The 13,307-nt window shown below is 70.7% G+C and carries 10 protein-coding genes; 2 read left to right on the top strand and 8 right to left on the bottom strand.

What is annotated here, in order from left to right; translation table 11 throughout:
- Positions 1 to 46 precede the first annotated feature (46 nt).
- Positions 47 to 1,270, top strand: a complete 1,224-nt coding sequence (locus BCR15_RS06475; protein ID WP_068751365.1) for a multidrug effflux MFS transporter — start codon at positions 47 to 49, stop codon at positions 1,268 to 1,270.
- Positions 1,271 to 1,452: 182 nt separating this feature from the next.
- Here the strand turns inward: BCR15_RS06475 and aspS are convergent, their stop codons facing one another.
- The 3 genes from aspS to BCR15_RS06460 all read right to left on the bottom strand — a co-directional run bounded on the left by aspS (position 1,453) and on the right by BCR15_RS06460 (position 5,333).
- Positions 1,453 to 3,240 (bottom strand): aspartate--tRNA ligase, encoded by a 1,788-nt coding sequence (aspS, locus tag BCR15_RS06470; RefSeq protein WP_068751364.1) that lies wholly within the window; start codon positions 3,238 to 3,240, stop codon positions 1,453 to 1,455.
- 79 nt (positions 3,241 to 3,319) lie between these two features.
- Positions 3,320 to 4,654 carry a histidine--tRNA ligase gene (gene hisS / locus BCR15_RS06465; protein WP_068751488.1) on the bottom strand — a complete coding sequence of 445 codons (1,335 nt, stop codon included), beginning with the start codon at positions 4,652 to 4,654 and terminating at the stop codon, positions 3,320 to 3,322.
- A 19-nt stretch (positions 4,655 to 4,673) separates the two neighbouring features.
- Positions 4,674 to 5,333, bottom strand: a complete 660-nt coding sequence (locus BCR15_RS06460) for an MBL fold metallo-hydrolase (protein WP_068751363.1) — start codon at positions 5,331 to 5,333, stop codon at positions 4,674 to 4,676.
- Positions 5,334 to 5,363: 30 nt separating this feature from the next.
- On the opposite strand from BCR15_RS06460, the gene BCR15_RS06455 reads away from it, so the two are divergent.
- Entirely contained in the window at positions 5,364 to 6,608 is a 1,245-nt protein-coding gene (locus BCR15_RS06455; protein ID WP_068751362.1) for a DUF349 domain-containing protein, read from the top strand.
- A gap of 2 nt (positions 6,609 to 6,610) precedes the next feature.
- Here BCR15_RS06455 and BCR15_RS06450 read toward each other — a convergent pair whose 3' ends face one another.
- Genes BCR15_RS06450 through secD form a run of 5 tightly spaced genes read right to left on the bottom strand, consistent with a single transcriptional unit; the run spans position 6,611 to position 13,306 of the window.
- Positions 6,611 to 8,884: a RelA/SpoT family protein gene (locus tag BCR15_RS06450; protein WP_068751361.1), complete on the bottom strand. Its 2,274-nt coding sequence runs from the start codon at positions 8,882 to 8,884 to the stop codon at positions 6,611 to 6,613.
- Between the two features lie 37 nt (positions 8,885 to 8,921).
- On the bottom strand, positions 8,922 to 10,010 hold the full coding sequence (locus BCR15_RS06445) for a potassium channel family protein (protein ID WP_068751360.1): 1,089 nt from the start codon (positions 10,008 to 10,010) through the stop codon (positions 8,922 to 8,924).
- Positions 10,011 to 10,014: 4 nt separating this feature from the next.
- Positions 10,015 to 10,548: an adenine phosphoribosyltransferase gene (locus BCR15_RS06440; protein WP_068751359.1), complete on the bottom strand. Its 534-nt coding sequence runs from the start codon at positions 10,546 to 10,548 to the stop codon at positions 10,015 to 10,017.
- Positions 10,545 to 11,693 carry a protein translocase subunit SecF gene (gene secF, locus BCR15_RS06435; protein WP_068751358.1) on the bottom strand — a complete coding sequence of 383 codons (1,149 nt, stop codon included), beginning with the start codon at positions 11,691 to 11,693 and terminating at the stop codon, positions 10,545 to 10,547. Before secF ends, BCR15_RS06440 begins: the two co-directional genes overlap by 4 nt.
- On the bottom strand, positions 11,693 to 13,306 hold the full coding sequence (secD, locus tag BCR15_RS06430; RefSeq protein WP_408647364.1) for a protein translocase subunit SecD: 1,614 nt from the start codon (positions 13,304 to 13,306) through the stop codon (positions 11,693 to 11,695). Before secD ends, secF begins: the two co-directional genes overlap by 1 nt.
- Position 13,307 lies beyond the last annotated feature (1 nt).

Raw genomic sequence — 13,307 nt, 5'->3', positions numbered from 1 at the left:
CACCCCCGGTTTGTTTGAAACCGAAACCATCCTAGGATGGTGGGTTGTGGCATCCCACCTCGGCAACCAGTTCTCGCGACGCCGCCGCATCGCCATCATCATCACTCTCGGGATGTTGACCGGTCTCGGCCCGTTCACCATCGACCTCTACCTTCCGGCCTTTCCGGCGCTCAAGGCCGACCTGCTGCTCTCTGACGCGCAGGTCCAGCTGACGTTGTCGGCCACCACGCTCGGGTTCGCCACCGGTCAGCTGCTCGTCGGGCCGCTGAGCGACCGCCTCGGGCGGCGCATCCCGCTGATCGCGTGCTCCATCCTGCACGTGGTCTCCTCTGTGCTCGTCGCGGTGGCGCCGACGGTGGAGTTCCTCACGGCCATGCGCCTGCTGCAGGGCGTCGGCGCGGCCGGCGGCGCCGTCGTGGCCATGGCCATGGCTCGCGACCTCTTCAGCGGCCGGCCCCTGGTGGTCATGCTGTCGCGGCTGGCGCTGATCTCCGGGCTCGCGCCGATCGTCGCTCCCATCGTGGGGTCGTGGATGGTGAGCTTCATGCCCTGGCGCGGGGTGTTCTGGGGCCTGGCGGCCTACGGCACGGTCGTCATCGTCCTCATCATCGTCATGACGGTCGAGACCCGTCCCCCGGCGGAGCGGACGCGCGGCGGACTGGGGCCCATCGGGCGCGCGTTCCGGGCCGTGTTCTCGGACCGGCTGGCGGTCGGGGCGATCCTCATCGCGGCGTTCAGCTTCGGCGCGCTGTTCTCCTATGTCGCCAGCTCGTCGGTGCTGCTGCAGGAGGTCTACGGCCTCTCCCCCAGTGGCTTCGGCACCGTCTTCGCGATCTGCTCATTCGGGGTCTTCGTCGGCGTCCAGTTGGGCAGCCGGCTCGCGCAGCGGTGGGGGCCGCAGTGGGTGCTGGTGCTCGCGACGTCGCTGATGGTGACGGCCGGGCTGGCGGTGTTCGTCGTCAACGCCGCGGACGTCGGCTACGTGCCGCTGGTGCCGGCCCTGTGGCTGTTGACGTTCGGATTCGGGCTGTCGGCGCCGTGCGGCCAGATCTTCCTGCTGCACAACCACCGCCAGCACTCGGGCACGGCGGCGTCGCTCATGGGCGCGGTGACGCAGATCGTGGGCTCCACCGTCGGACCGCTCATCGGCCTGGTGCCGATGACGAGCGCCGTGCCGATGGGCACCGGCATTCTGGTGTGCGCGCTGCTGGCGACTGCGGCGCTGTGGCTGGTGCTGCGCCCCCGGTCGGTGCCGAACCTGCTCGGCTGACGCAGCCGGGCACCGACACGAATGTGCCGCCCGGGCGCTCCTCGCGCCCGCCTACGCGCTCGAGGGCGCTGTTCCACGGCGTGTCGTGCCAGTGGGCCCGGCCCCGGCGCCCGACACCGAACAGAACCTACGCCCGGGGTCAGCGCCCGGCACCGGACTGGACCGGCGCCGGGCGCCGGCCGCTACTTGGCCGCGTCCTTCGGCTCGGGCTTGGCGTCCACGCCCGCCTCCTTGCGCTGCTGCGCGGAGATCGGCGCCGGCGCCTGCGTCAGCGGGTCGTAGCCGCCGCCGCTCTTGGGGAACGCGATGACGTCGCGGATCGACTCGGAGCGGCTCAGCAGCGCCACGATGCGGTCCCAGCCGAACGCGATGCCGCCGTGCGGCGGGGCGCCGAACTGGAACGCGTCGAGGAGGAAGCCGAACTTCTCCTGCGCCTCCTCGGCGCCGATGCCCATGACCTTGAACACGCGCTCCTGCACGTCGCGGCGGTGGATACGGATCGACCCGCCACCGATCTCGTTGCCGTTGCACACAATGTCGTAGGCGTAGGCCAGCGCGCCGCCGGGATCAGTGTCGAACGTGTCGAGGCACTCGGGCTTCGGCGACGTGAACGCGTGGTGCACGGCCGTCCAGGCGCCCTCACCGACGGCGACGTCACCCTCGGCCTTGGCGTCCGAGGCGGGCTTGAACAGCGGCGCGTCGACGACCCAGAGGAAGCTCCAGGCGTCCTCGTCGATGAGCCCGCAGCGCTCGCCGATCTCGTTGCGTGCCGCGCCGAGGAGCGCCTGGGAGGCTGCCCGGGCGCCGGCGGCGAAGAAGATGCAGTCGCCCGGCTTCGCGCCGGTGGCGGCGGCCAGGCCGGCGCGCTCCGCGTCGGACAGGTTCTTCGCGACGGGACCGCCCAGCTCGCCGGCGTCGTCGAGGGTGACGTAGGCCAGCCCCTTGGCGCCGCGCTGCTTGGCCCATTCCTGCCAGGCGTCGAAGGTGCGTCGCGGCTGGGACCCGCCGCCGGGCATGACGATGGCGCCGACGTAGGGGGCTTGGAACACGCGGAACGTGGTGTCGGCGAAGTACGAGGTGAGTTCGCTGATCTCCAGGTCGAAGCGCAGGTCCGGCTTGTCGGAGCCGTAGCGGTCCATCGCGTCGAGATACGTGATGCGCGGGAACGGCGTGCTGAGCTCCACGCCGATGAGCGCCCAGATCTCGCGGATCAGTTCCTCGCCGAGCTCGATGACGTCGTCCTGGTCCACGAAGCTCATCTCGACGTCGAGCTGGGTGAACTCGGGCTGGCGGTCGGCGCGGAAGTCCTCGTCGCGGTAGCAGCGGGCGATCTGGTAATAGCGCTCCATGCCGGCGACCATGAGCAGCTGCTTGAACAGCTGCGGCGACTGGGGCAGCGCGTACCAGGACCCCGGGGCGAGGCGGGCCGGGACGATGAAGTCCCGGGCACCCTCCGGGGTGGAGCGGGTCAGCGTCGGGGTCTCGATCTCGACGAAGTCGCGGGCGTGCAGGACGCGCCGGGCGGCCTGGTTCACCTGCGAGCGCAGGCGGATCGCCGCGCCCGGTGCCGGGCGGCGCAGGTCGAGGTAGCGGTACTTGAGCCGCGCCTCCTCGCCGACGTTCACGCGCTCGTCGATCTGGAACGGGAGCGGGGCCGACGTGTTGAGCACCTCCAGCTCGGCGATCGCGACCTCGATCTCGCCGGTGGGCAGGTCGGGGTTCTCGTTGCCCTCGGGGCGGACCTCGACGACGCCGGTGACCTTGATGCAGTACTCGTTGCGGAGGTCGTGCGCACCGGTCGCGGCCAGCAACTCGTCGCGGATCACGACCTGCACACGCCCCGAGGCGTCCCGCAGGTCGATGAAGGCGAGCCCGCCGTGGTCGCGGCGCTTGGCGACCCATCCGGCGAGGACGACGGTCTGGCCTGCGTGCTCGCGGCGGAGCGTTCCGGCATCGTGGGTGCGGATCACGGTGTTCCTTTCTGATCGGCTGCATAGACGGTGCAGCTCGGACGAGCCATGCTAGCCGCGCGGGGCGGGCGCACGTGAATCAGTCGGCCGGTCCCACGACCGGGACCAGGTCCGCGGCGGGGGGCTCCCACGTGTCCGGGGACGCGGGCTGCTGATCCCCGGATCGGATGTCCTTGACGGAGTCGTCGTAGCCGGCCCCGAACCAGACGAAGGGGATGCCGCGCCGCTCCGCGTAGCGGATCTGCCGGCCGAACTTGTCGGCCTTGGGCGCCACCTCGACGGCAATGCCGCGAGCGCGCAGTGCCCCCGCGACAGCGATGGCCCGCTCGCGCGACTCCTCGTCGTCGACGGCGACCAGCACGGCGCTCGGCACGCTGCGCGAGGCCACCAGGCGGCCGCGACCGATGAGCGGCGCGAGGATCCGGGTGATGCCGAACGAGTAGCCGACGCCCGGGAAGGTCACCTTGCCGTCGCTGGCGAGGGAGTCGTAGCGCCCGCCCGAGGCCACGGAGCCGAGCTTCTCGGATCCGACGAGGAACGTCTCGTAGACGGTGCCGGTGTAGTAGTCGAGGCCGCGGGCGATCCGGAGGTCGGCGACGACCCTGCCCGGGGCCTGGCGGCCGGCCACCCGCATGAGGCCGGCGAGTTCGTCGAGTCCCTGGTCGAGGAGTTCGTGCTGGACACCGAGGGCCCGGACCCGGTCCACGACCGACTCGTCCTCGGTGGCGATGCCGGCCAGCTCCACGCAGGCGCGGGCCTGGGCGGCGGTGAGACCCAGCTCTCCGGTGAGGAGCTCGACGACCGCGTCGGGGCCGATCTTGTCGTACTTGTCGACCCGCTGCAGCACGGCGGCGGGGTCCTCGATGCCGAGGCCGCGGTAGAAGCCCTCGGAGAGCTTGCGGTTGTTGACGCGCAGGCTCACGGGGGGCAGGCCGAGGTCGCGGCGCAGCGTCTCGAACACGTCGAGTGCCACCAGCGGGATCTCGACGTCGTGGTGCGCCGCGAGCGCGCCCTGCCCGACGATGTCGATGTCGGCCTGCGTGAACTCGCGGTAGCGGCCCTCCTGCGGGCGCTCCCCGCGCCACACCTTCTGGATCTGGTACCGGCGGAAGGGGAAGGCCAGGTGCCCGGAGTTCTCCAGCACGTAGCGGGCGAAGGGGACGGTGAGGTCGAAGTGCAGCCCCAGTTCGTCGGCGTCGCCGGCCTCGGCGTGCAGCCGCCGGACGACGTAGATCTCCTTCTCGATCTCGCCCTTGCGCGCCAGCTGGTCCAGCGGCTCGACGGCGCGGGTCTCGATGGGCGCGAAGCCGTGCAGCTCGAAGGTGGTGCGCACGACGTCGAGCACGCGGTTCTCGACGATGCGTCCCGCGGGGAGGAACTCGGGAAATCCGCTCAGCGGCTTGGGGCGGGGCACGTGCGACCTCACTTTGGCGTCAACGAAGGTAACTGTTGGTGTCGAGTTCCTCGGCGAGGGTGGTGGGCCGGCCGTGCCCCGGCAGGAGCACGACGTCGGCGGGGAACCGCTCGACGATGTTCCGCAGCGAGCGGCGCATCTCGGTCATGCTACCGCCGGGCAGATCCGTGCGGCCGATGGTGCCCGCGAAGATGACGTCGCCGGTGAAGACGACGCGGGTGTCGGCCGAGGTGACGTCGAGCAGCGTCGATCCGGGCGTGTGTCCGGGGGCGGCGAACGGGCTGACGTAGAGGCCAGCGAGCTCGATGTCCCCGGTCAGGTCGCGGACGTCGGCGACGGGGGGCAGCGTGTCGGTGCCCGTGAGTTGGCGCATGAGCGCGGTCCCCTGCGGGCCGAGGCCGTCGCCCGGCCGTTCCAGCAGGTGACGGTCGGCGGCAGCGATGTGCAGCGGGATCTTCCAGCGGGCCGCCAGCAGGTGGGCGTCGCCGACGTGGTCCAGGTGGCCGTGCGTCGCGAGCAGCGCGACGGGCGTGACGCCCCGCTCCTCGACGTAGCGCGCGACTGGCCCCGCGGCCGTGATCCCGGGGTCCACGATGACGCACTGCGTCGCCTTCTCGTCGGCGAGAACGACGTAGCAGTTGGCCTGCCAGGGCGATACCGGTATGGGCTGGATGAGCACGACCCCACCCTATCCCGCTAGATTTGGCGCATGAGCGAACCGCAAGCGCCCTCCGACTTCGGCCGCGTCGATCCTGACGGCACGGTCTACGTCACGGTGGGTGACACCGAACGAAGTGTCGGGCAGATCCCCGACTCCACCCCCGACGAGGCCATGGCCTTCTACGTCCGCCGCTACGAGAACCTGGCCGCCGAGGTCGGCCTGCTCGAGGCGCGCGTCGCCGCCCAGGCGATGTCGCCCGAAGAGGCGCGCACGGCCATCGCCACGGCCCGCACCAACGTCATGGAGGCCAACGCCGTCGGCGACCTGCAGGCCCTGGCCGCCCGCCTCGACGCCCTGAGCGAGGTGCTGCCCGCCCAGATCGAGGCTCGCAAGGCCCAGCGCGCGGAGCAGAACGCCGCCACCGTCGCCGCGAAGGAGACCATGGTCGCCGAGGCGGAGACCCTGGCCGCCGGCGAGGACTGGCGCGGCGGCGTCGACCGGTTCCGGGTGCTGCTCGACGAGTGGAAGGCGCTCCCCCGGGTCGACCGGGCCACGGACAACGAGCTGTGGCACCGCTTCTCGTCCGCGCGCACGCAGTACACGCGGCGCCGCAAGGCCCACTTCTCGGACCTGAACCAGCGCCGCGACACCGCCAAGGCCGCCAAGGAGGCGATCATCGCCGAGGCGGAGCCGCTCGCGGAGTCGACGGACTGGGGCGCCACCTCGGCCGCCTTCCGGGACCTCATGCAGCGCTGGAAGGCCGCGGGCAGCGCCCGCCGCGGCGAGGACGACGCCCTGTGGACCCGCTTCCGCGGGTTGCAGGACAGGTTCTTCGAGGCGCGGACCGCCGCGCAGAGCGCCGTCGACGGCGAGCAGGCCGAGAACCTGGCCGCCAAGCAGGCGCTGGTCGACCAGGTGGAGCGCGACCTCGAGGGCGTGACCGACGTGGAGGCCGCCAAGGCCACGCACCGCGAGTTCCTGGCGAAGTACAACGAGGTGGGCCACGTGCCGCGCGCCGCCATGCGCGACCTCGACGGCCGCGTCCGCGCCATCGGCGACAAGGTGTCGGCGATGGAGGCCGAGGAGTGGAAGCGCACGGACCCCGAGGCGCGCAAGCGTGCCGAGGACACCGTGGCGATGTTCGAGGCTCAGATCGCCAAGCTCCAGGCGGACCTGGCGGCGGCCGAGTCGAAGGGCGACGCCCGGAAGGCCAAGGACGCCGCGAGGTCCATCGAGACCTACCAGAGCTGGCTGGACCAGGCCCGGGCCACCCTGGCCGACTTCACGCGCTGAGGCTAGCCGACGACGCGGAACACGTCGTAGACGCCGGGGACCCGGCGCACCTGACTGATCACATGCTGCAGGTGCGTCGGGTCCGCTGCTTCGAAGGTCATGCGCCCGCTGAACTGCCGCTGCTTGTTGGTGGTGATGTTGACCGACAGGATGTCGACGTGCTGTTCGGACAGCACCGACGACACGTCCGACAGCAGCCGTGACCGGTCGATGCCCTCGACCTGGATGGTGACGAGGAAGGTCGCTCCCGGCTCGCGCGCCGACCAGGCCACGTCGACGATGCGCTCAGGTTCCTTCTTGATCAACGCCGGGACGTTGGTGCAGTCCGCGCGGTGGACCGACACGCCCTCGCTGCGCGTGACGAAGCCGATGATCTCGTCGCCCGGCAGCGGGTAGCAGCACTTGGCGAACTTGGCCGCGACCGAGTCGTCGCCGTCGACCAGCACATGGGCCCCGTCGCGCACGGGCCGGCGGCGCTGCTTGACGACGATGTCCTCGGTGACCGTGTCGACGGTCTCCTCCTCGCCGCCGTGCAGCACGATGAGCTTCTCGACCACGCCCTGGGCGCCGAGGTGCCCCTCACCGATGGCGTTGTAGAGCGACGAGACGTCCTTAAAGCCCAGCTCGTTGGCCACCGCGGTGAGGTTCTCCAGCGTGAGCAGGCGCTGCATCGGCAGCCCGGTGCGCCGCAGGTCCTTGGCGAGGGCCTCCTTGCCCTGCTCGATGGCCTCGTCCCGGCGCTCCCGGGAGAAGTACTGGCGGATCTTCTGCCGCGCCCGCGACGAGACGACGAACCCGAGCCAGTCCCGGCTCGGGCCCGCGCCCTCGGCCTTGGAGGTGAGGATCTCGACCTTGTCCCCCTGCACAAGCCGGGTGCTGAGCGACACCAGCCGGCCGTTGACGCGGGCGCCGATGCAGCGGTACCCGACCTCCGTGTGGACGGCGAACGCGAAGTCGACGGGCGTGGCGCCGACCGGCAGCGCCATCACCTCCCCCTTCGGGGTGAAGACGTAGATCTCGTCGGCGTTGATCTCGAACATCACGGAGTCGAGGAACTCGCTGGGATCCTCGGTCTCCTTCGACATGACGCCCAGCTGGTGCATGGCCCGCAGCCCGGCCTCCTCGGGCGTGACGCCGTGCTTGAGGTCCTCCTTGTACTTCCAGTGCGCCGCGACACCGTACTCGGCGCGTCGGTGCATCTCGTGCGTGCGGATCTGCAGCTCGACGGGCTCGTTGTTGGCGCCCAGCACGGTGGTGTGGAGCGACTGGTACATGTTGAACTTCGGGCCGGCGATGTAGTCCTTGAACCGGCCCGGGATGGGCTTCCACGCGGCGTGCGCCACGCCGAGGACGGCGTAGCAGGTGGGCGTGTCCTCGACCAGGACTCGCAGCCCGATGAGGTCGTAGATCTCCTTGAAGTCGCGGCCGCGCACCATCATCTTCTGGTAGATCGAGTAGTAGTGCTTGGGGCGGCCGTAGACGGTCGCGGTGATCTTGGCGTCGGTCAGCAGCGTCTGGAACTGGCCGATGAGCTCGCGCAGGTACCGCTCGCGGTAGGGGGCCTGCTGCGCCACCATGTCGACGATCTCGGCGTAGATCTTCGGCTCGATGATCGCGAACGACAGGTCCTCGAGTTCCCACTTGATGGTGTTCATGCCCAGGCGGTGGGCCAGGGGCGCGAAGATGTTCAAGGTCTCGGTGGCGATCCGCACCTGCTTGTCGGGGCGCAGGAACCCGAGGGTGCGCATGTTGTGGAGCCGGTCGGCGAGCTTGATGACCAGGACGCGCACCTCCTCGGAGGTCGCCATGATCATCTTGCGGATGGTCTCGGCCTTGGCGGTCTCGCCGTAGGTGAGCTTGTCGAGCTTCGTGACGCCGTCGACCATGCGGGCGACCTCGTCGGAGAAGTCCTCGCGCAGCTGCTCCAGCGTGTAGGGGGTGTCCTCGACGGTGTCGTGGAGCAGCGCAGCCACCAGGACGGGCTCGGTCATGCCGAGCTCGGCGAGGATCGTGGCGACGGCGAGCGGATGCGTGATGTACGGATCCCCCGACTTGCGCTTCTGCCCCTCGTGGCAGCGCTCCGCGACGCGGTAGGCGCGTTCGATGATGTCGAGGTCAGCCTTGGGGTGGTTCGACCGGACGATCCGGAACAGCGGGTCCAGCACGGCGCTCTTGGAGCGGACGGCCCCCAGCCGGGCGAGGCGGTGCCGCATCCGCAGCCGGGGCTGTTCGGGGCCGGTGACCAGTCGTGACACTCCGGTCAGCTCATCGGTCATGTCCGGCCTCCCCTCACACGAGCGCTGTCAACCAATCCTAGCTGTCCGGGTCGAAGGCGCCGAGGATGTGTTTGGCGTCGCGAACCGGCGGCTGCGCGCGGCGCACGACGATGAGCTCGTCGCCGATCTCGACGCGTGCTGCGGTCTGGTCGTAGAACCGGCGCAGCGTGCCGTTGCGGATGATGCCGATGACGCGCTCCCCCTGCACCGCCGACGGCGGCTGCCCGGCCTCGTGGGGTTCGGCGAGACGCTGGTGCACCTCGAGCCCCTCGGCGCCGGTCAGCATGTCCTGCATGATCGTGCCCAGCTCGGGGCCGAGCGCCGACAGGCCCAGCAGGCGGCCCACCGTCTCCGAGGACGTGACGACCGACGAGGCCCCCGACTGCCGCACGAGCGGCACGTTCTCGTGCTCGCGCACCGCGACGACGACGCCGGCCGTGGGGTTGAGCTGCCGGACGGTCAGGGTGGTGAGGATGGCCGTGTCGTCGCGGTCGAGCGAGATGATCACCTGTTTGGCCTTGCTGATCTCCGCCCGGCGGAGCAGCTCGCGCCGGGTGGCGTCGCCCTGGAAGGCCGCCAGCCCGTCGAAGTTGGCGTCCGCGACAGCGCTGGCGTGCTGGTCGATGACGAGGATCTTCTCCGGCGACTCGCCCTGCCGGCGCAGCGTGTTGACCGCGCTGCGGCCCTTCGTGCCGTACCCGATGACGACGACGTGGTTGCGCATCTTTCTCCTCCAGAACAGGTCCGCGATGCTGCGGCTGCCCTCCTTCGTCAGCACCTCGATGGTGGTGCCGACGAGCAGGACCAGGAAGCCGATGCGCAGCGGCGTGACGACGAGCACGTTCATGAGGCGGGCATGGGCGGCCACCGGGGTGATGTCGCCGTAGCCGGTCGTGGTCATCGTGACGGTCGAGTAGTACAACGCGTCGAGCAGCTGCACGCCGTCGCCGGCCGTGTTGTCGATGTACGCGTCGCGGTCCAGCCACACGATGAACGTGTTGAGCATGAGGATGAGCAGCGCCAGCGCCGTCCGCCGGGCGAGCTCCTTGAACGGCGACAGGGAGATCCGGGGCAGGCTGACCAGCGAGAGGACACCCTCGCGGCCGCCCGGCTCCAGTTTCGCCATGAGCTCAGACTGTCAGGACCGCGGTCACGTTGTCGACGCCCAGTTCGGCGAGCCGCGCGCGGCCCTCCAGGAAACTGAGCTCCATCAGCACCGCGACGTGCACCAGTTCGGCGCCCATCTGCCGCAGCAGGGCCGCCGTCGCGCCGACGGTGCCGCCGGTGGCGAGCACGTCATCGATCACCAGCACCCGTGCCCCGGGCCGGATGGCGTCGCGGTGCACGGTCAGGGTCTCGAAACCGTATTCCAGCTCGAAGGACTCGCTGATGGTCTCCCCCGGCAGCTTCCCCGGCTTGCGGACGGGGACGAACCCCGCGCCGAGGGCCAGCGCGACAGGGGCGGCGAAGATGAACCCGCGCGCCTCCATGCCGACCACCACGTCGATGTCGCGGGGTGCCGCCTCCACCAGGGCGGTGACGGCGGCCTCGAAGCCCGCCGGCGACGCGAGCAGCGGCGTGATGTCCTTGAACATCACCCCCGGGCGCGGGAAGTCGGGGACGTCGGCGATCAGGCCGGCGATCAGCTGCTGGCGGTCGGTCATCGCGTGCCCTTCTTCCGGCGATCGGCGCGCGACCCTCCGGTGCGGCGCTCGTGGCGGACCGTCGGCGCCGCGACCGTCGGGGCGGCGTCGTCGACGGTGGTGAGCGTGGCGGCGGCCGCCAGCGGCTCGGCCGCGGCGTCGAGCCTCGCCCGGCCGGTTCGGGCGGCGGAGCGGGCCTGGCGCCGGGCGATCCGGGCGCGGTGCTCGGTCATGCCGGGCTCCCGCTCCCGCAGCCAGGCCAGCAGCGGCGCGGCGATGAACAGCGACGAGTACGCGCCGGCGATCATGCCGACGAGCAACGCCAGGCCGAGGTCGGCCAGCGGGCCGCTCTGCAGCGTCGCGCCGGCGATGAACAGTGCCAGCACGGGCAGCACGCCGATGACGGTCGTGTTCAGCGAGCGCACCAGGACCTGGTTGACGGCGAGGTTCGACTGCTCGGAGTACGTGTGGTTGGTGTGCTCGATGCCAGCGACGTTCTCGCGGATCTTGTCGAACACCACCACGGTGTCGTACAGCGAATAGCCCAGGATGGTGAGGACGCCGATGACGGTCGACGGGGTGACGGTGAACCCGACGGCCGCGTAGACGCCGACCGTGACCAGCAGGTCGTGGAAGACCGCCACGATCGCCGCGACCGACATCTTCCAGTCCCGGAAGTACACGGCGATGAGCGCCATGACGAGCACGATGAACACCACCAGCGCGATGGTGCCCTGCCTCGTGATCTGGTCGCCCCAGGACGGGCTGATGGCGTTGTAGGTGACGTCCTCGGCCGCCACCCCAGCGATCTCCGCCACGTCCGCACGCACCTGGTTGGTCTCGTCCGGGGTCAGCGACCGGGTCTGGACGCGGATGGCGTCGTCGCCGAGCGTGAACACCTGCGCGTCAAGCTCCTCGACCTCGATGTCCCCGACCCGCTCGCGCACCTCGTCGACGGTGCCCTGCTGGATCGACATCGGGGCCTGGAAGTCCGTGCCGCCGCTGAACTCGATGCCCAGCGTCAGGCCCCGGATGAGGAGCAGCACCAGCGAGACGCCGATGACCACCGCGGAGATGAGGAACCAGCGCCGCCGGTTGCCCATGAAGTCGTAGCTGAGCTGGCCCGTGTAGAGCCGCTCGGCGATGCCGAGCCTGCGGGCGGTCATCAGGCCTCCTGGGGGATGGTCGGGGCGGCGGCGGGCCGGCGCGGGCGGCGCCCGAGCAGCGACTCGCGGGTCACGCCCATGTGCGCGGCGTCGAGCCCCGACCAGCGGTGCCCCTCGCCGTAGAAGCGCGTGCGGCCGAGCAGCTCGACCAGCGGCTTGGTGAAGAAGAACACGACGGCCAGGTCGATCAGGGTGGTCAGGCCCAGCGTGAACGCGAAGCCCTTCACCGCGCCGACCGCGAGGACGAACAGCACGACCGCCGACAGCAGCGACACCGCGTCGGAGATGACGATGGTGCCGCGGGCCTTGCGCCACCCCGCCACGAGCGCGGACTTGAGGCTGCGCCCCTCACGGATCTCGTCGCGGATCCGCTCGAAGTAGATGATGAACGAGTCCGCCGTCACCGCGATACCGACGATGGCGCCGGCGATGCCGGGCAGGTTGAGGGCGAAGCCCACCACCTCGCCGAGCAGCACCATGGACGCGTACGTGGCCGAGGCCGCGATCGCCAGGGAGGCCACGACGACGATGCCCATACCGCGGTAGTACAGGAAGCTGTAGGCCATCACGACCGCCAGCCCGATGAGGCCGGCGATGATTCCCACGCGCAGCTGCTCGCCGCCCAGCGTGGCCGACACGGTCTCCACCTGGGACGGCTCGAAGGACAGCGGCAGGGAGCCGAACTTCAGCACGTTGGCGAGGCCGGCCGCGCTGTCGGCGGTGAAGCCGCCGCGGATGATGGCCTCGCCGTTGGTGATGCGCGCCTCGGCCGTCGCGGCGGACTCGACCTTGCCGTCGAGGACGATCGCGAACATGTCGCGCGGCTGGGCGGCGCCGAGGAGGGCGCCGGTGAGCTCCGACATGTTGGCGGTGCCCTCGGCGTCGAAGCTGAGGGTCACGGCGTAGCCGAGTTCGCCCTGCGGGATGCCGAAGGACGCCGTCGTGAGGTCCTGTCCGCGGACGGCGACCGGGCCGAGCAGGAACTTCTGCAGGCCGTCGGTGTCGCACGCGACGAGGGCGGTGGTGGGGGTTTCGGTCTGCTCGTCGCCGCACGTGTAGGCCTCGAAGGCCACGAGGTCGTCCTCGGTGGGCTGGTAGGCCAGGACCTCGGCGATGGGCAATTGGTCGACGGGCTCGCCGGGGGTGGCGCTGGGCGACGGGGCGGGGCTCGGCGGCGCGGTCGGCAGGCCGGGCAGCGCCGACTCCGACGGCTCCGGGGACGCCGACGGATCGGTCCCCGTGGCGGCACCCACGTACAGCACGGGCCGGAAGGACAGCTGCGCGGTGGCGCCGACCAGCTGCACCAGGTCGTCCCGCTCGACGTTGGGGGCCGACACGATGATGTTGCGTTCGCCCTGGACGACGACCGACGCCTCGCCGACGCCGAGGCCGTCGACGCGCTGCTGGATGATGTCGCGCGCGAGTTCGAGCGACTCCATCGTGACGGTCTCGTTCTCGGCCGTGAGCGTGATGGTCTGGCCGCCGCGCAGGTCGAGGCCGAGTTTGGGTGCCCAGGTCCCGGTGGCCGCCATGATGGCGTACAGCCCGGCGATGATGAGCAGGAAGACAGCGAGGACGACGCCGGGGCGCCCCCTCTTGGCGGTGGTGGCCACG

Source organism: Tessaracoccus lapidicaptus, assembly GCF_001693815.1.
GTDB classification, from domain to species: Bacteria; Actinomycetota; Actinomycetes; order Propionibacteriales; family Propionibacteriaceae; genus Arachnia; species Arachnia lapidicapta.
This window is presented reverse-complemented; position numbering and strand designations above follow the sequence as displayed.

What these genes read in the sequence shown, in the direction of transcription:
- BCR15_RS06455 (WP_068751362.1), top strand. Translation starts at nt 5,364, where the DNA reads ATGAGCGAACCGCAAGCGCCCTCCGACTTCGGCCGCGTCGATCCTGAC.
- BCR15_RS06450 (WP_068751361.1), bottom strand. Translation starts at nt 8,884, where the DNA reads ATGACCGATGAGCTGACCGGAGTGTCACGACTGGTCACCGGCCCCGAA.
- BCR15_RS06445 (WP_068751360.1), bottom strand. Translation starts at nt 10,010, where the DNA reads ATGGCGAAACTGGAGCCGGGCGGCCGCGAGGGTGTCCTCTCGCTGGTC.
- BCR15_RS06440 (WP_068751359.1), bottom strand. Translation starts at nt 10,548, where the DNA reads ATGACCGACCGCCAGCAGCTGATCGCCGGCCTGATCGCCGACGTCCCC.
- secF (WP_068751358.1), bottom strand. Translation starts at nt 11,693, where the DNA reads ATGACCGCCCGCAGGCTCGGCATCGCCGAGCGGCTCTACACGGGCCAG.